Source organism: Streptomyces sp. NBC_01450 (genome assembly GCF_036227505.1).
Taxonomy (GTDB): domain Bacteria; phylum Actinomycetota; class Actinomycetes; order Streptomycetales; family Streptomycetaceae; genus Streptomyces.
In genome coordinates this window covers 1924205-1944875 of sequence record NZ_CP109481.1, presented here as the reverse complement: position 1 = coordinate 1944875, position 20671 = coordinate 1924205, and the positions used below count along the sequence as shown (strand labels likewise).

Sequence of the window (20671 nt, the reverse complement as noted above, 5' to 3'; positions counted from 1 at the left end):
CCACCACGCCCCACCAAGAACAGGAGAACCCCATGTCGGAACTCGCTCAGCCGTCGGTGTCGGTGACGCCGGACGAGGTGCGCACGTACCTGTGCGCGTGCGTGGCCGCCCAGGCCCAGCTGCCCGCCGAACAGATCAGGACCGACGTGCCGCTGTCGGAGTACGGCCTCGACTCGGTGTACGCCCTCACCCTGTGCGCCGACATCGAGGACCACTACGGCATGGAGATCGACAGCACCGTCATGTGGGACCATCCGCGCCTCGACTCCCTCGCCGAGGCCCTGGCCGGGCTGTTGGCCCCGCGCTGAGGGGCCGCCGCGATGACCGCCACCCTGCCCGAGTTCCCCATGCCCCGCAGCCACCCGCTCGACCCGCCGCCCCGCTACCGGGAACTGAGCGGCGAGCGGCCCGTGTTCAAGGTGCGCACGCCCCGCGGCGACGCCTGGGTGGTCACCCGGCACGAGGACGTACGCGCGGTGCTCACCGACCGCGCCTTCAGCTCCGACCCGCGCACCCCCGGCTTTCCCACCTACGTCACGGGTGACGTGCCGCCGCCGCCCGGCTTCTTCATGCAGGCGGACGCGCCCGATCACGGACGGCTGCGCCGCACCGTGACCCGGGAGTTCCTCATCGGCCGCATGGACGCCCTGCGCCCCACGATGCGGAGCATCCTGGACCGCCTGGTCGACGAGATGACGGCGGACGGCCGCCGATCGGCCGATCTGGTACGGCAGTTCGCGCTGCCCATGGCGGCCATGACGATCTGCGAGATCCTGGGCGTGCCCTTCGAGGACCACGTCGTGTTCGTCTCGCTCACCGACACCGTCCTGGACCGCACCAGTCCCCCCGAGCAGGCCGAGCGGGCCGCGGGCGAACTGATGGGGTACTTCGACCGCCTGGTGTCGGCCAAGGAGCGACACCCCTCGTCCGACCTGTTCGGACGCATGGTCACCCGGTCCGCCGACGGAGGCCTCCGCCACGACGAACTGGTGGGCATGGCCGCCCTGTTGCTGCTGGCCGGGTACGACACCATGGCGCAGATGATCGGCCTCGGCGCGGCCACCCTCTTCGAGAACCCGGGCCAGCTGGCCGAGTTGCGGCGCGACGCCACCCTGTGGCCGGGCGCGGTGGAGGAGCTGCTGCGCTATCTGTCCATCAACCACGCGGGGCTGCCCCGCGCCGCCGTGCGGGACGTCGTGGTCGGCGGCCGGCCGATCCGGGCCGGGGACGGCGTTCTGGTGATGCTGAACGCCGCCAATCGCGACCAGAGCGTCTTCGACGATGCCGACACCTTCGACATCCACCGCACGCACAACCGGCACGTCGCCTTCGGGCACGGATTCCACAAGTGCGTCGGGTCCACGCTCGCCCGCGTCGAGCTGACCGAGACCTTCCGCGGTCTGTTCGAACGGCTCCCGGGGCTGCGCCCGTCGACGCCCGTCGAGCACCTCCCCTTCCGCCACGACATGGTGCTCTACGGCGTACGGGAGCTCCCCGTCACCTGGTGAACGCCCCCCGCCCGCCGCCCCTCTGCACGAAGGATCCCGCCGTAAACGCCGTGAACGCCGTGAACCCCGCACCTCGGGTGAACGTATGCCCCGCACACACCGCACCCGCCCTGTTCGACGCGGTGTTCGTCGCCGACCCGTATCCGGCGTACGCCGCCCTGCGAGAGGAGGGACGGGTACGCCGGGTCACGCTGCCGGGCGGCGTCGAGGCCTGGCTGATGACCCGGTACGACGACTGCCGCCGCGCGTTCCTCGACACCACGTCCTTCTCCAAGGACATGGCCGGCTCCTGGACGGCCTTCCAGGAGCAGCGCGTCCCCCTCACCGGGGACGTGGTGATCGGCATGGGCGACTCCATGCTGGTGTCGGACCCACCGCGCCACACCCGCCTGCGCGCGCTGGTGGCCAAGGGCTTCACCCCGCGCCGCATCGAGGCCCTGGCCCCCGCCGTCGAGCAGGCCGCGGCCAGGCTCCTGGACGGTCTGCTCTCCCGCACGGGCGAGCTCGCCGGACGGGCGGACCTGACGGCGGAGTTCGCCGCCCTGCTGCCGATGGAGATCATCCGGCAGATGCTGGACGTGCCCGCCGAGGACGGGGAGCGGCTGCGCCGCGCGGTCGAGGCGGTGATGAGCAACGACGAGGAGAGCCGGGAGGCGGCCATGGCCGCCTTCCACGAAGTCCACGGATATCTGGCCGAGTTGGTGCGGCGCAAACGCGTGGAGGGCGGCGACGACCTCACCGTCGCCCTGATCGAGGCGCGCGACAGCCGTGACCGGCTCAGCGAGCAGGAGCTGGTGTCGATGCTCGCCCTGCTGCTGTCGGCCGGTCACGAGACGACCGTGAACCTGTTGGGCAGCAGTGTGCTGGCCCTGCTGCGCCATCCCGGCCAACTGGCCCTGCTGCGGCGGGAACCCGAGCGCTGGCCGGACGCGATCGAGGAGGTGCTGCGCTGGGACGGGCCCGTCCAGAACGCGCTCTGGCGCTTCACCCGTGTCCCGGTGCAGGTCGGGGAGGTCACCATCCCCGCCGGGGAGGCCGTGGCGCTGAGTGTGGCGGCGGCGGACCGTGACGCGGAGCGGTTCTTCGATCCCGAGACGTTCGACATCACGCGCGGCGAGCGCGCGCACCTGGCCTTCGGACACGGAATCCACCACTGCCTCGGGGCGCCCCTGGCGCGGCTCGAGGCGCGGATCGCGGTACCGCTCGTCTTCGCGCGACTGCCCGCTCTGGCCCTGGCGGGCGAACCCGCCTACCGTCCCTCGACGGTGTCGCGCGCCCTGTCGTCCCTGCCCGTCACCTTCGTCGCACCTTAGGCTGGATCACCATGGAAATACTGGCACTGTGCGGAAGTCTGCGTTCCGGCTCGTTGAACGCCTCTGTCCTGCGTTCGGCCGCCGATCTGTGCGAACCGTCGTGGAAGCTGACGGTGGAGCCGGATCTGGGGCGGCTGCCGTTCTTCAACGCGGATGTGGAGCAGCACGCCCTGCCGCAGGTGGTGGCCCGGCTGCGGGCCCGCGTCGGCGCCGTCGACGGCCTGCTGATCTCCACCCCCGAGTACGCGCACGGCACCTCGGGGATGCTGAAGAACGCACTGGAGTGGCTGGTCGGCGGCGGCGAGACGGCCGGGCTTCCGGTGGCCCTGATGAGCGCCTCGCCGGCCATCACCGGGGGTAACCGTGCGCAGGCCTGGCTGACCGAGACGCTGACCGTCATGGGGGCCGACGTGCTCGAGTCCGGCTTGAAGATCCCTCAGGCGACGCGCAAGGTGCACGACGGCCGCGTCACGGACGAGGCCACCCTCGCCGCGATCAAGGAGTTGCTCGGCCGCCTCGCCCTGGCGGCCGAGGCCCGGCGCGCCGCGGCGTGAGCGGTGGCCGGCGACGGTGCGTCAGCGCACCCGCGCCGGCGTGTGCCGGGCCACGACCTTCGCGAGTTCGTCCACCCCCGGATCGCGGAGCATGCCGTAGTGGTCCGTGTCCAGGCGGACGAAGGCCGGGGCCTGGGCCGTCGGGTCGACCGGGGCCGGTCCGCGTTCGAGGAACGACACCTCGTCGCCGCGCGCCGTCACCACGGTGACGGGTGCGGCCGGCCGGTGCGGCCCGGGCTGCCAGCCGTACGTCGTGCACGCCACCGCGATGACGCGCCGCACCGTCGCCGCGTCCAGCGCGGGCAGCGACCGGGTGACGAAGCGGGCGAAGCTCTCCTGGTCCCGTGTCTCGCGCAGGCACGCGGCGGTCAGGGCGCCCGAGGTGGTCCCCGCGAAGACGGACAGCAGGATCGTGCGGAACGTGTCGTCGGTGAAGTCCGCGCGCGCGGCCGTCCACGACGGCGGCCCCGGCAGCCGCGGCGAGCCGGGCGCGAGCAGCAGCAGGTGCTCCACCCGCTGCCCGGCCTGCTCCAGCTGCCAGGCCGCTTCATAGGCGACGCGCGCCCCGAAGGAGTAACCCCACAGCGTGTAGGGGCCGTCGGGGCGCAGCCGGCGGATGGCCGCGACATCGGCGGCGGCCATCTCCGACAGGGAGGTGAAGGGGGATTCGCCCGCGTTGAGGCCGTGGGCCTGCACGCCGTGCACGGGCCGCGGTGAGCCGCCGGCCGACGCACAGCGCTCGGCCACCAGGCGCAGGTTCATCGGCGAGCCCCCGAGCCCGGGCCAGCAGAAGACGGGCGGCCCGTCGCCCTCGGCGCTCAGCGGCACCAGGCGCGGGGAGGAGCGTCTGCCGTCCGCCCCTTCGACGTACAGCGCGAGCTTCTCCACCGTCGCCGCCTCGAAGAAGACCTGGACCGGCACGGTGACGCCGAACTCGCGGTTGATCCGGTTGACCAGGGTCACGGCGATCAGCGAGTTGCCCCCACAGGCGAAGAAGTCGTCCTGGACGGAGAGGACCTCGCGCCTCAGCGCCGATTTCCACAGCTCCCACAAGCGCTTTTGGGTCCGGGTCCGGGGAGGTACCAGCGGCCGGTCGTCCGCGGCGACGGCGGCATCGGCGTGGGCCGTCAGGGCGCGGGTGTCGAGCTTGCCGTTGGCGGTGTGGGGCAGGCGGTCCATGACCAGCATCCGGTGGGGCACCATGAACTCGGGCAGGAGGCGCAGCAGATCGTCCTTGATCAGCTCGGCGGGCCCCTTCATGTGGACGGTGTCCTCGTTCATCCCCTCGTGGGCGATCTGCTCCTCGCTGACCCTGCCGCCCACGCTGAAGTAGGAGGGTCCGGTGGGCAGCCCGTGGCGCGCCAGGAGCGCGTCGATCCGCCGGGCGGCCGGCAGGTCGTGTCCGGTGCGGGAGCTGTAGCCCGCCGACATCAGCCCCAGGCGGCCGGTGTTCGCCTGCAGATGGTGCAGGAACCGGCCGAGGTCGATGTACTGGCGCCAGCCCTCGCCGGTGCGGCTGACGGCCGTGATCCCGAAACTCGCCTGCTGGTAGGTCTGTTGGTTGATGGCGATGACGTGCCGTTTGAGCACGATCTCGTCCGTGAGGTACCGCAGCCGTCCCTCGGCACAGTGGTACAGCCCGCTGCGCAGGCCCATGTCGCTGCCGGGGTGGATCTGCACGTAGACGTCCACGTCGGCGAAGTGGTCGGGCGGGGCGTACGGGGCGAGCACGTAGGAGCCGAGGTAGTGGTCCTCGGGCGGACAGTCGAGCAGACGCCGGTCGTCCGGGTCGAAGGGGGCGGCGCGCAGGCTCAGGCCGTGGGCGGGCAGGATCTCGTCGAACAGGCCGAGCATGTGCCCGGCCTCGATCTCGAGGACCTCGCGGATGTTGTTCTTGTAGACCGGCTCCACCGCCTGGTCGCGGCCCAGGAAGTGCAGGCGCAGGCCGGGGGGTGCGACGCGCTCGCGGGCGTCGGCGACCCGGATCAGCCGGTGCTGATGCGGGTGGTGGTAGTACACGCCCGGCGCCAGTGAGGCGATGTCGCCGGTGGTCTCCAGGAGGAGCTGGGTCGCGTACAGCGAGCCCGGGGAGGCGTAGGCGTACTTCGGCAGCAGCCGCTCGTCGCTGCGGTAGGGACCGAACTCCCGTAGTAGGACGCCGAGTTCGTCCAGAGTGAGTTCCTTCGGCTCGCGCGCTTCGGCGGCCCGGGCGCGCCGGGCGAGCGCGTTCAGGATGTCCTGCGGCGCGGGGCTCGCGCCGTCGTAGGAGCGGTACGTCTTGCGCGCGAAGGCGCGGGCCCGCTGGGGCGCCGACTCCCCCGCGCCGGGCAGGTCCACGGCCGGGCGGCCGCGCAGGGCCGCCTCCTCGCGCACGCCCGCGTGGGACAGCTGGGCCCTGACCTGGAGGCGGGAGGCCTTGGACAGGTGGTGCGAGGCGGTGCGCCCCTGGTCCATCAGCGCGGCCTCGCGCGGGCTGAGTTCGAGGCAGGCGACCAGATTCTGGGATCCGGTGCGCGGGTCGTCGCGGACCAGGACCGCCGCGTTCTTCACCCAGTCGTGGGCCTCGATGGCCAGGCGCACCTCCTCCAGTTCGATACGGAAGCCGCGCAGCTTGACCTGGTTGTCGACGCGGCCGGCGAACTGGAGGGTGCCGTCCGTGTTCCAGGAGGCGAGGTCGCCGGTGCGGTACAGCCGGTCGTGGGGTGCCGCGTCGCCGAAGGGGCTCGTCACGAACCGCTCGCCGGTCAGGTCGGGCCGGCCCAGATATCCGCGGGCCAGCTGGATGCCGCTGAGCCACAGTTCGCCGGTGCGGCCGGGCTCCAGGGGGCGCATCTCGCCGTCCAGGACGTGGGCGCGCAGGCCCGTCACCGGTGTGCCGATGGGCACGGACTGCGGGCCCTCGCCCGCACCGGCCGGCTGTGGGGCTGCCGCCAGGGACCGGGCGGTGACGGTGAACGCCGAGGCGTTGATGGTGCATTCCGTGGGTCCGTACAGGTTGGTCAGGGTGCAGTGCGGCAAGGTCTGCAGACACTGCCGGGCCAAGGCGCGCGACAGTGCCTCTCCCCCGCTGAAGATCTGGGTCAGGGACGTGCACCCGGCCATGTCGTCGCTGTCGAGGAGCGCCTTGAGGAGGGTGGGTACGCACTGCAGGGTGGTGACCCGGTGCGCGACGACGGTATCGATGAGCCGGGCCGTGTCGCGGTGGATGCCGGGCTCCCCGATCACCACCCTGGCCCCGCACGCGGGGGCGAGGATCTCCCACTGGGCGGCGTCGAAGCTGACCGGTGTCTTGTGCAGCACGACCTTGTCGCCGCCGAGGCCCTGGTGGTCACGGAGCCACTCCATCTGATGGGCGGCGGCACGGTGTTCGATCATCACACCCTTCGGCGTGCCCGAACTTCCTGAGGTGTAGATGACGTAGGCGAGGGAGTCGGGGCGCGGGCCCGCGGCCGGCCCCCCGGCCACCGCCGCCACCGATGCCGCCGCCGCGTCAGGGTGCCGCGCGTCCTGTTCGACGTCCTGCGGTGTGACCACGGTGACGTGAGGCGGCGCGAGTGCCGCCAGACGCCCGGCCAGTTCGAGCCGGGTGAACACGACGCGGATCCCCGAGTCCTCGATCATGTGGCGCAGCCGCTCGTCCGGGTAGTCCGGGGAGAGCGGAAGGTAGGCGCCGCCCGAGTGGAGGATCCCCCACACGCCGGCCATCAGCTCCACCGAGGCGTCGAGAAAGACACCCACCCGGTCCTCTCGCCGCACGCCCCGGCGCCGCAGGCAGGCGGCGGTCTCGCGGGCGGCGTGGCCGAGTTCTCGGTACGTCAGTGTCCGGTTCCCGCAGACGACCGCGGTCGCGTGCGGGCGGGCCCGGACCTGCTCCGCCAGCAGGTCGGTCAGGCATTTTCCATCGGTTTCCCGGTCTATGGCCGCAGCCATGAAACCTCCCTGGCTCAAATCCCGGTAGCTACGCCCAGGTGGCTGGAACCAGAGGTTGTCCGGAACGGCTCGGGTGCCGTTCAAGGCGCGGTGGAGCACCCCCGGAGCCTCGAGACTCACTCGAAGAGTGCTGGTGTCACGGTCAACTCACCTTGCACGCAAGGGAGTTGTCCTCCTACCTTGCCAGCGAGACCGGTGTGCCGCCGAGGCGGGAACCAGAGCGGAAGAAGCCATCGCCATGCCCTACGCCCCTGACGGCGTCGTAGCCGAGTCCTTCGAGGACCTGGTCGGCAACACCCCGATGCTGCGACTGCGGCTCGCGGGGATCCCTGCCGATGCCCAGGTCCTGGCCAAGCTGGAATACGCCAACCCGCTGTCCAGCGTCAAGGACCGGGCGGCCCTGTACATGGTGCGCGCGGCCGAGGAGGCCGGACTGCTGTCGCCGGGGACCACGGTGATCGAGTCCACCTCGGGCAACACCGGGATCGCGCTCGCCTCGCTGGCGGCCGCGCGCGGCTACCGCTGCGTCATCGTGCTGCCCGCCAACGCCTCGAACGAGCGGGTGCTGACGCTGCGCATGCTGGGCGCCGACGTCGAGTTCACCGACCCCGACACCGGCTTCACCGGCTGCATCGAGCGCGCCGAGAAGCTGCACGCCGAGATCCCCGGCTCGTGGTACGCCCGCCAGCACGAGAACCCGGCCAACGTCCACGCCCACTACGAGACCACGGGCCCGGAGATCTGGCGGGCCGCCGGCGGTTCGGTCGACTACCTGGTGTGCGGCGTCGGCACGGGCGGCACCCTCACCGGCTGCGCCCGGGCGCTGCGTGAGCACAACCCTGACCTGAGGGTCGTCGCGGTCGAGCCGGCCGGTTCGCCGCTGCTGTCCGGCGGCGCGCCGGGACCGCACCGCATACCGGGCCTGAACGGCGGCTTCACCAGTCCCGTCACCGACGTGGCCCTCATCGACGAGGTGATCGTCGTCGACGACGAGGACGCCGCCGCCACGACCCGCGCCATCGCCGCCACGACCGGCCTGCTGGTCGGTGTGTCCGCGGGCGCGGCCGCGTACGGCTGTGTCGAACTCGCCCGCCGCCACGACCTGTCCGGCGCGAGTGTCGCGACGGTCTTCCCCGACAGCGGAGAGCGCTATCTGACCTGGTGGCCGCAGGCCGGTCAAGGGAGCTGAAGCCGATGAACCCCACACACACGGTGCTGCTCGTCGGCGCCACCGACGAGACCGTCGTCAAGGCCGTGGCCCTGGGCCTGCGCGTCCTGCTGCTGCAGCACCCCACCAAGGTCAGCGACGAGCAGCGGCGCCTCGCCGAAGCGGTCGAGGTCGTCGACTACACCCGGTGGGACCTTCTCAAGCCGCTCGTCCAGCGGCTTCGGACCGGCCCCGGCTTCGACCTGGCGCTCTCGCTGACCGAGCCGGGCCTGGAGAACGCGGCGCGGGTCAACGACCTGTTCGGTCTCGGCGGCACCTCCCACGCGGTCACGCTGCGCTTTCGCGACAAGGAGGTGATGCGCCGTCACCTCGCCGCACACGATCCGGCCGGCGCCGTGCGAGCGGCGCCGCTGCGCGAGCGCGCCGACCTGGCCGCGTTCGGCGCCCGCGTCGGCTACCCGTTCATCGTCAAGCCGACCGACGCGACGGCGAGCATCGGCGTGCAGCGCGTGGCCGGCGCCGAGGACATCGAGCGGGTGTGGCACGCGGTCCAGGCCCTGGTCGGCACCAGGACCGACCGGGTCTCCACCCTGTTCGTCCTGCGGGACTTCCTCATGGAGGAGTACGTGGACGGGCCGGAGTTCAGCATCGAGTCGTTCAGCTTCGCGGGCCGCCACGTCGTCGTGGCGATCACCGAGAAGTTCACGGACCCCGCGCACTTCGCCGAGCTCGGTCACGCGGTGCCCGCCCGCCTCGACGAGGCGGCCGAGGAGTCCGTGCGCACCGCGGTGAGCCGCTTCCTCGACGTGATGGGGATGCGGGACGGCGTCTGCCACACCGAGATCCGCCTCGGCCCGCACGGCCCGCGCGTCATCGAGAGCCACAACCGGGTGGCCGGCGACGCCATCCCCGAACTCGTCGAGGCGGCCTACGGCATCGACCTGATGACCCTCGCGCTCGCCTGGCCGTTCCGCCTGGCCGGCGAACTGCCCGAGCGGCCCCGCGCGCACGCGGGCGCGAGCGTCCGCACGCTGGTCGGCGACGCGGGCACGGTGCGGGCGGTGGAGGGTGTCGCCGAGGCGAAGGAGCTGGCCGACGTCATCGACGTACGCATCAGCGCGAAGCCGGGCGCCGCGGTGCGGCCCGTGCGCGACAACTGGGACCGGCTCGGTCTGGTGGCCGTGACCGGGGCCGACACCGCGGCCGCCGTGGCCCGCGGGGCGCGGCTCGTGCGGGACGTGGTCCACGTCCGGCTGACCCTGCCGGACGGCACTCCGGCACTGGCCCGCGTGGCCACCGCCGCCGGCACCGAGAGCCCCGAGAACGCCGAGGTCCCCGTATGAGCGTCCTGATCCTGCACCGCAATCCGTTGCGGCCGTTCCCCTATCTCGACTGGCTGGCGGGGCACGACGGGGACGTCGTGGTGCTGGCCGCGCGCGAGAAGATCGAGCCGGCCTGCGAGCAACTGCCCGACTCGGACCTGGGGTTCACCCGCTTCGAGCTGTTCGACGACTTCGACGACCCGGCGGTCGACGCACGCGCCCTGGAGCTGGCGCAGAAGTTCGCCACAACGCACGTCGTCGCCCTGCACGAGGCCGATGTGCTGCGCGCCGCGGCGCTGCGCGAACACCTCGGGCTTGCCGGCGCGTGGACGGCGGACGTGGAGCCCTACCGCGACAAGGTGTTGATGAAGGCCCTGGCGCAGGCGGCGGGGATCGAGGTCGCCGTGCACACGCTGGCACGCACCGCCGGCGAGGCACGGCGGTTCGCCGCCGCGCACGGATTCCCGCTCGTCCTCAAGGAACGCAGCGGCTACAACTCGATCGGGCTGCGCATCTGCCGGGACCGGGCGGACTTCAACCACGCCCTCGTACGGACGTACCCGGCCGGCAGACGCGACGACGTACTGCTGGAGAAGTTCGTGCCGGGCCGCATGTGCCACGTCGACGGCTATGTGGCCGACGGCGAGGTCGCGGCGGCCTGGCCGTCCCAGTACCAGTACGACCTGGCGTCCTTCGGCTCCGACCCGGGGCCGCGGGTGGACCTCACCCTCGACGTGGACGACCCGCTCACGCCCCGGCTGCTCGCGCTGGCCCGGCAGGTGCTGGGGGCGCTGTCCGGCCACGGCTCGCGGCTGCGGGACCACGCCTTCCACATGGAGATCTTCCACACCCCCGACGACCGGCTCGTCCTGTGCGAGGTCGCCTGCAGGTCGGGCGGCGCGAAGATCCGCGAGGTCTTCCTCACCCTGTTCGGCGTCCACCTCGGCGCGTACGTGACGCAGGTGGAGGCGGGCCTGCCGGCGCGGGGGGCCGCGCCCGCGCCCGACGGCTCGCCGCCCCGGCCGCGCCAGATGTCCGGCCAGGTCCTCACGATGAAGCGCCCCGGCCTCGTGCGCCGTCTGCCGAAGGCGCCCGACGACGACTGGGTGCGCGGCTTCTGGCTGTTCGCCGAGGAGGGCCAGGTCATCGCGCCGGCCGCCGGATCCGCGGACTTCCTGACGGCCGCGGTGGGTTCGGCGCCCACGCGCGAGGAGTGCGAACGCAGACTGCGCGAGCTCGGCGCCCGTATCACGGCGGACACCGAGATCGTGCCCCCGCACGACAGCGACGGCCGGGAGGCGAACGCGTGAAGAGGCGCTCGATCAAGAACTCGGTCAAAGCGAAGTACATGCTGGGCATGGTGGTCGACGCCATCGGCAGCGGCATGTATCTGCCCCTGTCCCTGCTGTACTTCCATCACGTCACCGGCCTGTCCCTGACCCGGGTCGGCGCCATCATGACGACGGCCGCGGTGATCAGCCTGGTCAGCAATCCCGTCGCGGGCGTGCTCATCGACCGGTTCGGCGCCCGCACCGTGGTCGTGGGCGGATATCTGCTGCGCGCCGCCGGGTTCTGCGTGTACCCGCTGGTCGACGACGGCGGCGTCATGTTCGCGGCGGTCCTCGTGGTCGCGTTCGGCGACATGGCGTACCCGCCGTCCATCCAGTCGTTCGTCGCGGAGATCGTGCGGGGGCGCGAACGGGACGAGCTGCTGGCCGCCCAACGCAGCCTGCGCAACGCCGGGCTCGGGGCGGGCGGCCTGCTGGCGGGCGCGGTCCTGGCCCTGGACAGCGACACGGCGTACCACGTGATCGTCCTCGGCGCGGCCGCCGGCTATCTCGCGGCCGCCGCGTGCATGCGCTCCATCCCGACCGCCCGCGACGGCGCACCGGCGGGCCCGCGGACCACCCGCGCGGGCGGCTACCGGCTGGTGGTCCGCAACCGTCCGTTCCTGGCGCTGAGCCTGCTCAACATCCCGACGGCCTTCGGCTACATGGTCCTGTCGGTGAGCCTGCCGGTGTACCTCACCCAGGAGCTGGACGCGGCGGACTCGCTGGTCGGCGTCCTGTACGCGGTGAACACCGCCGGGATCGCCCTGCTGCAGATCCCGGTGACCCGGGCCCTCGTCCGCTTCCGGCGCACCCGCGCGGTGTCCGCGGGCGCCGGGATCTTCGCCCTGTCCTTCCTGGTGTACGCCGCACTGAGCACCCTGTCGGACCACACCGTGCTGCTCGTCGGGGTGTTCGGCGCGACCGCCCTGTTCACCGTCGGTGAGCTGCTGCACGGGGCCACGGCGTCGGCCCTGGTGGCGGGCGCGGCCCCCGAGGAGACCCGCGGCCGGCACATGGCGGTGTACCAGCTGTCCTGGGCGGTGCCCATCGCGCTGGCGCCCGCGGTGCTGACCGCCCTGCTGTCGGTGTCGGCGACCGGCATGTGGCTGCTGCTGGCCGCCGGAGTGACGGTCTCGGCCGTCGGCGCCCTCGCCCTGGAGCGCCGGCTGCCCGAGGCAGCGGTACACCCGCTGGTCCCCAAGGAGCCGGAGACCGCGAAGCCGTCCGGCGAGCCGCTTCGCGAGGAGCGCGACGAAGGACTGGTCCGGTGACGGACCAGCAACCGAGCGATGGATGACGGAGGTTGGCCGTGGGTGTCAAGAGCTGGTGGACGGTGCCGGCGGAGGAGCCTGAGCACGCCCTGCCCGCCGCGGCCGGGCAGGCCGGTCTGGTCAGTCAGTTGCGGCCGCTGGTACGGGAGTTGAGCGAGCCGGGTGAACTGGTCCTGGACCCGTTCGCCGGCTGGGGCACCACGCTGGTGGCCTGCTCGGTGGAGGGCCGGCGCGGCATCGGGTTCGAGGTGAACCCGGAGCGAGCGCAGCAGGCGCGCCGGCGCCTGGCGGCGTATCCGGGTCAGGAGATGCTGTGCGGTGACGCCCGCAAGCTGCCGCTCGAGCCGGACTCGGTGGACCTGGTCCTGTGCGACCTGCCGTACTTCGGCACCGGCCTGGACACGGACTCGGCCGACCCCGGCCAGCTGTACGCCCTGCGCGAGTACGACGTCTATCTCAGCGCGCTGGACGAGGCGTTCACGCGGATCGCGCAGGTGATGCGGGCCGGCGCGCACGCGGTGATCGCCGTACAGAACCGCCGGATCGACGGGGCGTTCGTCCCCCTGGCCTGGGACGCCGGGCGGGTCCTCGCCCGCCATCTGACCCTCGGCGACGAACGCATCCATCTCTACGACCGACCGGTGGGCGGCGACGACCCCATGGCGTCCAACCGCGCGCACGAATACCTGCTGATGGCCACGAAGTAGCCGCCGTCCGAACGTCAGCCGATCTTCATCGTCGCCATCATGCCCATCGCCGAGTGGTCGAGCATGTGGCAGTGGTACACGAACTCCCCGGCATAGGTGTCGAAGGTCGCCTGGAGCCTGACCGTCTCCCCGGGCTGGAGCACCACCGTGTCCTTCAGGCCCGACTCGGCGGGCCCGGCCGCGGCCCCGCCCCGCTCGAGCACCCGGAACTGCACCAGGTGCATATGGAAGTTGTGCGCGGCCTTCGTGTTGGCGTTGGTGACCGTCCACACCTCGCTGGCGCCGTGCCGGATCACCGCGTCGACGCGCTCGGGATCGTAGACCTTGTCGTCCATGTACGCCTGCGCGTCCGGGCGGCCGTCCTCGTCCATGCGCAGCACCACGGTGCGACTGTTCGTGGGTGCGGGCAGCGGCGCCAGGGTGCGCAGCACGGACGGCACGGAGCTCGGGTCCTCGGCGGTGCGTGTCACGTCGAAGCGCATCACCTGGCCGACCTGCTCGACGGGGCCGCGGCCCGCGGTGTTGTGCAGGACGAGCCGGGTGCCGACCGGGTAGCGCGAGAAGTCGATGACGACGTCCGCGCGTTCGCCCGAGGACAGGTAGACGGACTTGGTGGTGTTCGGGCTCGGCAGCAGTCCGCCGTCCGAGCCGATCTGGATCAGGTCGCCGCCGTCCGCGAGACGCAGTTCGAAGAAGCGCATGTTGGAGGTGTTGGCGAAGCGCAGCCGGTACTTGCGGGCGGCGACCTCGAAGTACGGGTAGGGCGCGCCGTTGACCAGAAGGGTGTTGCGGTTGCGGTCGCCCATCGCGTACAGGAGCTCGCCGCTCGCGTCGAAGTCCACGTCGCGCAGCGCGATCAGCACGTCGTACCGGCCCCGGGGCAGCGGCAGGGCGTCCTCGGTGGTGTCACCGAGGAGGTAACTGCCGTGCAGGCCTCGGTAGACGTTCTCCGACTCCACGTGGTGGGCGTGGTCGTGGTACCAGAGCGAGGCGTGCGGCTGCTTGTTGGGGTAGTGGTACACACGTCTGTCGCCGGGGGCGATGGTGTCCATCGGGCCGCCGTCGCTGTCCTGCGCCACCGAGGCGCCGTGCAGATGGCGGGAGATCGGCACGTCCAGACCGTTGTGCTGGACGAGGACGACGGGGCGGTTCCTGCGCGCCCTGATCGTCGCGCCGGGGAACAGGCCGTCGTAGGTGAGCAGTTCGGTCCGGATGCCGGGCAGGATCTCCTTGGTGATCTTGCGGGTGGTGCTCTCGTACGTGTCCACGCCTCCGGCGGTGGAGACCGGCCGGGCCACCGGTATCAGGGGCATGGGCACCTTGAACAGCTCGACGGCCGGGGCCGCGGTGCTGGTCGTCGGCGCCGGGGTGTCCGCGGCCTCGGCGCCACGGGCGGCGATCAGGGGCAGCAGCGCGGCCCCGGTGACGGACGTGGAGGCGACGGCGATTCCTGCGCCGAGCACACTGCGTCTGGTGGCCAAGGTGTCCTCCTTGGGGGAGGCATGGGCCGTTCCCCCCGGTCGGTTCAGGTGGGTATGCCCTCGCGCTTGATCTCCGGTACGGGGATGCCGAGCGCGCGCAGTTGCTCGAAGGGGTTCATGAACTCGCGGTTCTGCACGATCTTTCCGTCGTCGAGCGCGAAGGAGTGCAGGAAGTGGTTCTCGTAGTAGCCCTCGGGATAGCCCTCGAAGCGGATCTTTCCGTGGCCGTCGCACTCGACCCAGAAGAAGTTCGGGTCCTGCGTCTCGAAGATCTGGATGTTGTACCACTCCCAGTCCGGGAAGCACTCCAGCGACCAGACGCCGTGCTCGGCCAGACGGTCACGGCCCTTGATGACGAGGGGCGCCCCGGTGTCGTTGGTCCACAGGCCGCCGCTGCCGTGCTCGACGAAGAGCTCGTGCCGGTGCAGACGGGCCGGACCCGTCGTGTCCGCCAGGTACTTCTCGACGGTGGCGCGGTTCCTGCGGCGCAGTGCGGCGGCGTCGGTGAAGCCCTGCGGTGCTGCCTCGGCCATGGGGTCCCCCTGCGGCGTGATGGAGCGCGAAGGCGCGCGAGCGCGGCGGTCGGTCCTCATCCTCGTCGCTGCCGCTCGGAGCCTGCTCGACGCCCGCTCGGGCCCCGCGCCACGGGCCCGAGCGGGACTCGAGCCGGATGCCAGGGGACGTGGGGAGCCTGGGAGGTACGTTGCCGGGCCGTTGTGCTCGCTCCACGCGCCCACGCGCCTCGCGGGGCCGAGAAAGGAGACCTTGCCGATGGTTGGCGTTCGCCCCGAGGCCACCGAGGTCTCGCAGCCCTCCAGCACCGCGCAGGTGACGGACGAGCTGCTCGAACTCTCCCTGGGATACCTGTACTCGGCGGCCCTGCACAGCGCCGCGCGCTTCGCCCTCGCCGACCAGCTGGCGGCCGGCCCGCGCACGGCCGACGAGCTCGCCGAGGCCGCGGGGCTCAACGGCCCGCATCTGTACCGGCTCTTGCGGTTCCTGGCGACCAAGGGCGTCTTCCGTGAGGACGACGGGGGCCGCTTCCACCTCACCCCGCTCGCCGAGCCGCTGCGCACGGACAGCGAGCACTCGCTGCGCGACTATGTCTTAGTGCGCGGCGAGCCGGTCTTCTGGCAGTCCGCGGCCCAGCTCCACGAGGGGGTGCGCACCGGCACCACCGCCTTCGAGAACGTGTACGGCGTCCCCTTCTACGACCACATCGCCGCCGACCCGGACCTGAGCCGGGCGTTCAACTCCAGCATGGCCGCGTTCTCCGAGGCGCTCAGCAACGGTGTCGTCGAGGCCTTCGACTTCGGCGGCTTCACGACCGCCGTCGACGTGGGCGGCGGGCGCGGCGGTCTGCTGCGGGCGGTGCTGCGCGGCAACCCGCACATGACGGGCACGCTGGTCGACCTGGAGTCGGTGGTGGCCGACCACGTCCTCGACGTCCCGGAGCTGACCGGGCGCTGGAAGGCCGAGGCCGGGGACTTCTTCGTCTCCCTCCCGGCCGGCGCCGACCTCTACCTCCTCAAGCACGTCCTGGCCAGCTGGCCGGACGAGGACTGCGTGCGCATCCTGCGCACGTGCCGCCGGGCCATGCCCGCGCACGGCCGGCTCCTGGTCGTCAACGCCCTGATCCCGGCGGGCAACGAGCCGCACGCGGGCAAGACCGGCGACGTGCTGATGATGACGGTCCTCAACGGCCGGGGCCGCACCCGTGCCGAGTACGAGACGCTGCTCGCGGCGGCCGGGTTCGCGGTCACCCGCGTGCTGGACACCTCCTCGCACGCGTCGGTCGTCGAGGCGGTCGTGGCCCCCTGACAGCCCGCCTCACGGCTGGAGCCTGGTGCTGCGCCAGCCGTGAGACGTGCGGTCGTAGCGCAGCCGCTCGTGCAGCCGCTCGGTGCCGTTGGCCCAGAACTCCACGGTGTCGGGCAGGAGTTCATAGGCAGCGAAACGCTCGGGACGCGGCAGCGGCCGCGCCGGCTCGGCCAGTTCACGGGCCTCGGCGCGCAGCTGGGCGACATGGTCGAGGCCGTCCAGCGGCCGGCTCTGCCGGGAGGCGGTGCTCATGGCGTGGGTGAACACCGGCCGCGCCAGCCACCGGGCCTGCGCCTCGGCGTCGGACATCCGCCGCACGGGGCCCGCCAGGGTGATCTGCCGGCTGGTCTCGCGCCAGTACAGGACGCCGGACGCCCAAGGGTTCTCGGCCAGTTCGCGGCCCTTGCGGCTGTCGGCATGGGTGAGGAAGACGAGCCCGGTGTCCGTCACCGAGGTGACGGACACGATGCGCGAGGAGGAGCGGCCGCGGGTGTCGGCGGTGGCCAGGGCCAGGGCGCGCGGCTCGCGCACGCCCAGGGCGTCGCACTCCCGAAGCCAGGAGGCCAGCAGGCCGAGGGGTTCGGCGGGCGGCGCGAGGAACTCGGGGAAGTCCACCTCGACGGTGCCGGTGAGCGACTCGGAGCGGCCACGGCCGTGGGTGCCCGCGGCCGTGTTCGACAGGGACGGGTCAGACATGAAGCAGCCCTTCGACGGAGATGACACCACTGCCCGAGACCTCGACGGAGTCGACCCGGTCGCCCTCGCCCTGGACGAGCGCGCCCATGGGTGAGGGCCGGCCGATCTCGACGCCCTGGGTGATCTCGATGCGCTGCCCGTACGTGCCGAGGCCGTGCCGGGCGAGGTGGATGGCGATGGGCCCGGCGGCGGAGCCGGTGGCGGCGTCCTCCACGACTCCGTACGCGGGCGAGAACATGCGGTTGCGCCAGGAAGTGCCCGCCCCCGCGAAGCAGTTGGCTGCCATGTCGGGGAACCGGGACAGCGCCCGGTGGTCGGGTTCCAGCCTCGAGAGGGTCTCGACGCTGTCGAGGCCGACGAGGACGTGCCGCGGGCCGTTGCGGTAGATCTCCACCGGCACGCTCACGGTGTCGACGCCCAGCGCCGCCAGCAGTTCGCCGGTCCGGTCGAAGGGTTCCCACACGGGCACCGGCTGGCGCATCCGGGCCGCGACGACCTTTCCGTCCACCCGTTCCAACTCGAAGGGGACGGTGCCCATGGCGGTCCCGATGCGCAGCCGGCCGGCGTCGGTGCGGGTGCCCAGGGCGATGGCGGTACCGAGCAACGGGTGTCCCGCGAAGGGGAGTTCGTTGACCGGGGTGAAGATCCGCACGTGCGCGTCGTCGCCGGCGGTGCGGGGCGTGAGCACGAAGGTGCTCTCGGAGAGGTTCATCTCCCGTGCGATGCGCTGCATCTGGTCAGCGCTGAGGTCGTCGCTGTCGAGGAACACGGCGACCGGGTTGCCGGTCAGGGGTTCTCGCGCGAACGCGTCGACGACGACGTAGGTATGCATCGGCTCTCTCGCTCGTCATGGCTCGTAGGAGGGGGTGGCCCCTGCCCGCCGTGCCGGACGCCGGTCGGGTGTCCGGTACGGCGGCAGGGTCGGTGCGCACCGTTGCGGACACCGGTCGGGTGCCGTCGGCGGCAGCGGCCGGGCCGGCGCTCGGGATGGGCGCGGGCCCGGCGGCTCATGGGGCTCAGACCGCGGCCGGTGTCCCTGCCGGGGCGAGCAGGCCGGCCAGACCCGTGGCCAGGATGCGGGGGCCGTCTCGAGTGAGCACGGACTCCGGATGGAACTGCAGGGACGCGAAGCCGGGGCCGCGCAGGGCGTGCACCTCGCCGGTGGCCGGGTCGCGGCTCACCCGGACCGGGCCCACGCCGTGGGCGACGAACTCGTCGTGCGCGCCGTGCAGCGCGAAGGTGTTGTAGAAGCCGACCTGTTCGGCGGCGCCGAACAGGTCGATCCACCGGTGCACCCCCTGGTGGGGCACGGCCCTGCGGCGCAGCGGCAGACCGAGCCGTAGCCCGAGGACCTGATGGCTCAGGCACACGGCGAGGAACGGGCGGTGTTCGCGCAGCAGCGTGTCCACCGCCGTGTGCAGATGCCGCATCTTGGGGTGGGCGGTCAGCCGGGGATCGCCCGGCCCGGGGCCCATGACGACCAGGTCGTGATCGTCGAAGGCGTACGGTTCGTCGAACCGGCGGACCGTCACCCGCAGTCCGAGGGAGCGCAGTTGCCGGTCCAGCATGTGTGTGAAGGTGTCCTCCGCGTCCACCACCAGGGCGCTGCGCCCGGCCAGTTGGGGCAGGTCCGGGACGCCGGCCGCGGCGTCGTCCAGCCAGAAGCCGGCCAGGGCGTCGTTGCGCCGCGCGAGGGCCCGGCGCACGCTCGGGTGTGCCGCGAAGCGCCGCGGTCCGTCGCCGCCCAGGGCGGCGACGAGTCCCGCCGCCTTGGCGCGGGTCTCCGCGGCTTCGCAGGCGGGGTCGGAGTGCCGCACGATCGTGGCCCCCACGCCGATGCCGACGCGGCCCCGGGCGGAGATGTCCGCCATGCGGATGAGGATCGCGGAGTCCATGACGCGGCCGCCGTCCGCGTCCCTGCCCATGAGCGCGGCGGCCCCGCTGTAGTAGCCGCGGCCGCCCGGCTCGTACCGGTGGATGGTCCGGCAGGCGCTCTCCAGAGGGCTTCCCGTGACGGTGGGCGCGAACATCGTCGCGCGCAGGATGTCCCGCACGTCGCGGTCGGTGCGGCCCTCGATGAAGTACTCGGTGTGCGCGACCTTGGCCATTTCCTTCAGGTAGGGGCCCACGACGCGTGCGCCGGTGTCGCAGATCCGCGTCATCATCTTGAGTTCCTCGTCGAGGACCATGTACAGCTCGTCGGTCTCCTTCTGGTCGGCGAGGAAGTCCAGTACGCCCTCGAGCTCGGGGCCGCCGGCGGGGTAGCGGTACGTCCCGCTGATGGGGTTCATGACGGCCGTGCCGCCCTCGATGCTGACGTGCCGTTCGGGTGAGGCGCCGACCAGGGTGCGGGTGCCTGTGTGGATCAGGAACGTCCAGTGGGCGCCCGACTCCCCTTCCACCAGGCGGCGGAAGAGCGCCGGGGCGCTGTGCGGGCCGTAGTCCGTGATGTCGGCGACGAAGGTGCGCTTGATGACGAAGTTGGCGCCCTCCCCCATGCCGATCATCTCCTTGACGATGCGGCGCACCACGTCCTCGTACGCCGCGTCGTCGACGTCGAAGGCGCCGCCCTCCAGCGTGGTCGGGGCGAGCGGAATGCGCGTCAACGCCTCGGCGAGCGGGAGCTGTTGCTGCCCGGTGACGGTCATCGCGACCAGCGGTGTCCCGTCGTCGGCGCAGGTGAAACCGCGCTCGGTGAGCTGCCGGTAGGGGACGACGGCGAGGACCTCGTGGTGCGCGCCCGCGCCGGGGGGCGCGGCCGGGGACAGCGGGATGTCGGCCAGCGTCGCGGGCAGGGACACCGTACCGGTGAGGACCTCGATGACGTCGGGTCCGGTGGCGCCGGGCCGGTGCAGCAGGGCGAACGCCTCCGGGCGGCCGCTCAGCGCCGCGTCCAGGAGGTCGCCGGCCGTCATGCGAACACCGCCTTGGCGGTGGTGACGAGGGCGCAGAGTTCGGCGGCCCGGGTCAGCGCCGAGCGGTGGTCGTCCTGCGAGAAGTCGGCCGTGGCGTCCGCGACGAAGAACGGCTGGATGTCGTGGGCGAAGGCGTCGACGGCGGTGGCCAGCACGCCGATGTGGGCGTAGACGCCGCACAGCACGAGCTGGTCGCGGCCCTCGGCCCGCATCCGCTGAAGCAGGTCGGTCCTGAAGAACGCGCTGTAGCGCCACTTGGTGAGCAGCCAGTCGCCGTCGGCCGGTGCGAGGGCCTCGACGACCTCGCGGTCCTCGGGCGCGGGCCGCATGCCCGGACCCCAGAAGTCCTTGAGCAGGCCGCGCTGTTCGTCGCTCATGCCGCCCGGCTGGGCGGTGTAGGCGACCGGGACGCCGAGCGCGGCGCAGCGCTCGCGCAGCTGCGCCGCGCCGCGGACCAGGTCCTGGCGCAGGCTGTCGGGCAGCGGCTCGAGGAAGTACCGCTGCATGTCGTGCAGGAGGAGGACGGACCGGCCGGGTTCGGCGGTCCAGGTCACCCGGGGCGCGGGCAGGTCGCCTTCGCAGGGCAGCGGGTACGGGACGATGGGGGGTATGCCGGTCATGGCTCCAGTTCCTTGGCGTGAGGTCCTCGGCTTG

17 protein-coding genes are annotated in these 20671 nt (G+C 72.3%); 10 read left to right on the top strand and 7 right to left on the bottom strand.

Annotated features, from left to right (window positions below; translation table 11 throughout):
• The first annotated feature begins 32 nt into the window (after window positions 1–32).
• From OG568_RS57530 to OG568_RS57515, 4 genes are read left to right on the top strand one after another with little or no spacing between them, the layout of a single operon-like run.
• Entirely contained in the window at window positions 33–308 is a 276-nt protein-coding gene (locus OG568_RS57530; protein ID WP_329537943.1) for an acyl carrier protein, read from the top strand.
• 12 nt (window positions 309–320) lie between these two features.
• The gene (locus tag OG568_RS57525) at window positions 321–1508 is read left to right on the top strand and encodes a cytochrome P450 (protein ID WP_329537942.1); all 1188 of its coding nucleotides are present in this window, start codon (window positions 321–323) and stop codon (window positions 1506–1508) included.
• Window positions 1509–1567: 59 nt separating this feature from the next.
• On the top strand, window positions 1568–2821 hold the full coding sequence (locus OG568_RS57520) for a cytochrome P450 family protein (RefSeq protein ID WP_329537941.1): 1254 nt from the start codon (window positions 1568–1570) through the stop codon (window positions 2819–2821).
• Between the two features lie 11 nt (window positions 2822–2832).
• On the top strand, window positions 2833–3375 hold the full coding sequence (locus tag OG568_RS57515; RefSeq protein ID WP_266592683.1) for an NADPH-dependent FMN reductase: 543 nt from the start codon (window positions 2833–2835) through the stop codon (window positions 3373–3375).
• 21 nt (window positions 3376–3396) lie between these two features.
• On the opposite strand, the gene OG568_RS57510 is transcribed toward OG568_RS57515, so the two are convergent.
• The gene (locus OG568_RS57510; protein WP_329537940.1) at window positions 3397–7305 is read right to left on the bottom strand and encodes an amino acid adenylation domain-containing protein; all 3909 of its coding nucleotides are present in this window, start codon (window positions 7303–7305) and stop codon (window positions 3397–3399) included.
• 238 nt (window positions 7306–7543) lie between these two features.
• On the opposite strand from OG568_RS57510, the gene OG568_RS57505 reads away from it, so the two are divergent.
• Genes OG568_RS57505 through OG568_RS57485 form a run of 5 tightly spaced genes read left to right on the top strand, consistent with a single transcriptional unit; the run spans window position 7544 to window position 13104 of the window.
• Window positions 7544–8494, top strand: coding sequence for a PLP-dependent cysteine synthase family protein (locus tag OG568_RS57505; RefSeq protein WP_329537939.1), 951 nt, complete (start codon window positions 7544–7546; stop codon window positions 8492–8494).
• Between the two features lie 5 nt (window positions 8495–8499).
• Window positions 8500–9816, top strand: coding sequence for an ATP-grasp domain-containing protein (locus OG568_RS57500; protein WP_329537938.1), 1317 nt, complete (start codon window positions 8500–8502; stop codon window positions 9814–9816).
• Entirely contained in the window at window positions 9813–11105 is a 1293-nt protein-coding gene (locus tag OG568_RS57495) for an ATP-grasp domain-containing protein (RefSeq protein ID WP_329537937.1), read from the top strand. The genes OG568_RS57500 and OG568_RS57495 overlap by 4 nt, the downstream gene beginning before the upstream one ends.
• The gene (locus tag OG568_RS57490; RefSeq protein ID WP_329537936.1) at window positions 11102–12397 is read left to right on the top strand and encodes an MFS transporter; all 1296 of its coding nucleotides are present in this window, start codon (window positions 11102–11104) and stop codon (window positions 12395–12397) included. Before OG568_RS57495 ends, OG568_RS57490 begins: the two co-directional genes overlap by 4 nt.
• Window positions 12398–12435: 38 nt before the next feature.
• Window positions 12436–13104, top strand: a complete 669-nt coding sequence (locus tag OG568_RS57485; protein WP_329537934.1) for a TRM11 family SAM-dependent methyltransferase — start codon at window positions 12436–12438, stop codon at window positions 13102–13104.
• Between the two features lie 14 nt (window positions 13105–13118).
• On the opposite strand, the gene OG568_RS57480 is transcribed toward OG568_RS57485, so the two are convergent.
• A complete protein-coding gene (locus OG568_RS57480; RefSeq protein WP_329537933.1) occupies window positions 13119–14585 on the bottom strand; it encodes a multicopper oxidase domain-containing protein in 1467 nt (488 codons plus the stop codon).
• Between the two features lie 44 nt (window positions 14586–14629).
• Window positions 14630–15118, bottom strand: a complete 489-nt coding sequence (locus OG568_RS57475; RefSeq protein ID WP_329537932.1) for a PhzA/PhzB family protein — start codon at window positions 15116–15118, stop codon at window positions 14630–14632.
• A 238-nt stretch (window positions 15119–15356) separates the two neighbouring features.
• On the opposite strand from OG568_RS57475, the gene OG568_RS57470 reads away from it, so the two are divergent.
• Window positions 15357–16406: a methyltransferase gene (locus OG568_RS57470; RefSeq protein WP_329537931.1), complete on the top strand. Its 1050-nt coding sequence runs from the start codon at window positions 15357–15359 to the stop codon at window positions 16404–16406.
• 9 nt (window positions 16407–16415) lie between these two features.
• Here the strand turns inward: OG568_RS57470 and phzG are convergent, their stop codons facing one another.
• From phzG to OG568_RS57450, 4 genes are all read right to left on the bottom strand, one after another.
• Window positions 16416–17102, bottom strand: coding sequence for a phenazine biosynthesis FMN-dependent oxidase PhzG (gene phzG, locus OG568_RS57465; protein WP_329537930.1), 687 nt, complete (start codon window positions 17100–17102; stop codon window positions 16416–16418).
• Entirely contained in the window at window positions 17095–17934 is an 840-nt protein-coding gene (locus OG568_RS57460; protein WP_329537929.1) for a PhzF family phenazine biosynthesis isomerase, read from the bottom strand. The genes phzG and OG568_RS57460 overlap by 8 nt, the downstream gene beginning before the upstream one ends.
• Before the next feature lie 184 nt (window positions 17935–18118).
• The gene (locus OG568_RS57455) at window positions 18119–20017 is read right to left on the bottom strand and encodes an anthranilate synthase family protein (RefSeq protein WP_329537928.1); all 1899 of its coding nucleotides are present in this window, start codon (window positions 20015–20017) and stop codon (window positions 18119–18121) included.
• On the bottom strand, window positions 20014–20637 hold the full coding sequence (locus tag OG568_RS57450) for an isochorismatase family protein (RefSeq protein ID WP_329537927.1): 624 nt from the start codon (window positions 20635–20637) through the stop codon (window positions 20014–20016). The genes OG568_RS57455 and OG568_RS57450 overlap by 4 nt, the downstream gene beginning before the upstream one ends.
• Between the last annotated feature and the right edge of the window lie 34 nt (window positions 20638–20671).

Bases quoted from the DNA above. Each gene is read 5' to 3' on its own strand.
- OG568_RS57470 (WP_329537931.1), top strand. From the start codon at position 15,357: ATGGTTGGCGTTCGCCCCGAGGCCACCGAGGTCTCGCAGCCCTCCAGC.
- OG568_RS57455 (WP_329537928.1), bottom strand. From the start codon at position 20,017: ATGACGGCCGGCGACCTCCTGGACGCGGCGCTGAGCGGCCGCCCGGAG.
- OG568_RS57450 (WP_329537927.1), bottom strand. From the start codon at position 20,637: ATGACCGGCATACCCCCCATCGTCCCGTACCCGCTGCCCTGCGAAGGC.
- OG568_RS57460 (WP_329537929.1), bottom strand. From the start codon at position 17,934: ATGCATACCTACGTCGTCGTCGACGCGTTCGCGCGAGAACCCCTGACC.
- OG568_RS57475 (WP_329537932.1), bottom strand. From the start codon at position 15,118: ATGGCCGAGGCAGCACCGCAGGGCTTCACCGACGCCGCCGCACTGCGC.
- OG568_RS57495 (WP_329537937.1), top strand. From the start codon at position 9,813: ATGAGCGTCCTGATCCTGCACCGCAATCCGTTGCGGCCGTTCCCCTAT.
- OG568_RS57510 (WP_329537940.1), bottom strand. From the start codon at position 7,305: ATGGCTGCGGCCATAGACCGGGAAACCGATGGAAAATGCCTGACCGAC.
- OG568_RS57505 (WP_329537939.1), top strand. From the start codon at position 7,544: ATGCCCTACGCCCCTGACGGCGTCGTAGCCGAGTCCTTCGAGGACCTG.
- OG568_RS57525 (WP_329537942.1), top strand. From the start codon at position 321: ATGACCGCCACCCTGCCCGAGTTCCCCATGCCCCGCAGCCACCCGCTC.
- OG568_RS57500 (WP_329537938.1), top strand. From the start codon at position 8,500: ATGAACCCCACACACACGGTGCTGCTCGTCGGCGCCACCGACGAGACC.
- phzG (WP_329537930.1), bottom strand. From the start codon at position 17,102: ATGTCTGACCCGTCCCTGTCGAACACGGCCGCGGGCACCCACGGCCGT.
- OG568_RS57515 (WP_266592683.1), top strand. From the start codon at position 2,833: ATGGAAATACTGGCACTGTGCGGAAGTCTGCGTTCCGGCTCGTTGAAC.
- OG568_RS57530 (WP_329537943.1), top strand. From the start codon at position 33: ATGTCGGAACTCGCTCAGCCGTCGGTGTCGGTGACGCCGGACGAGGTG.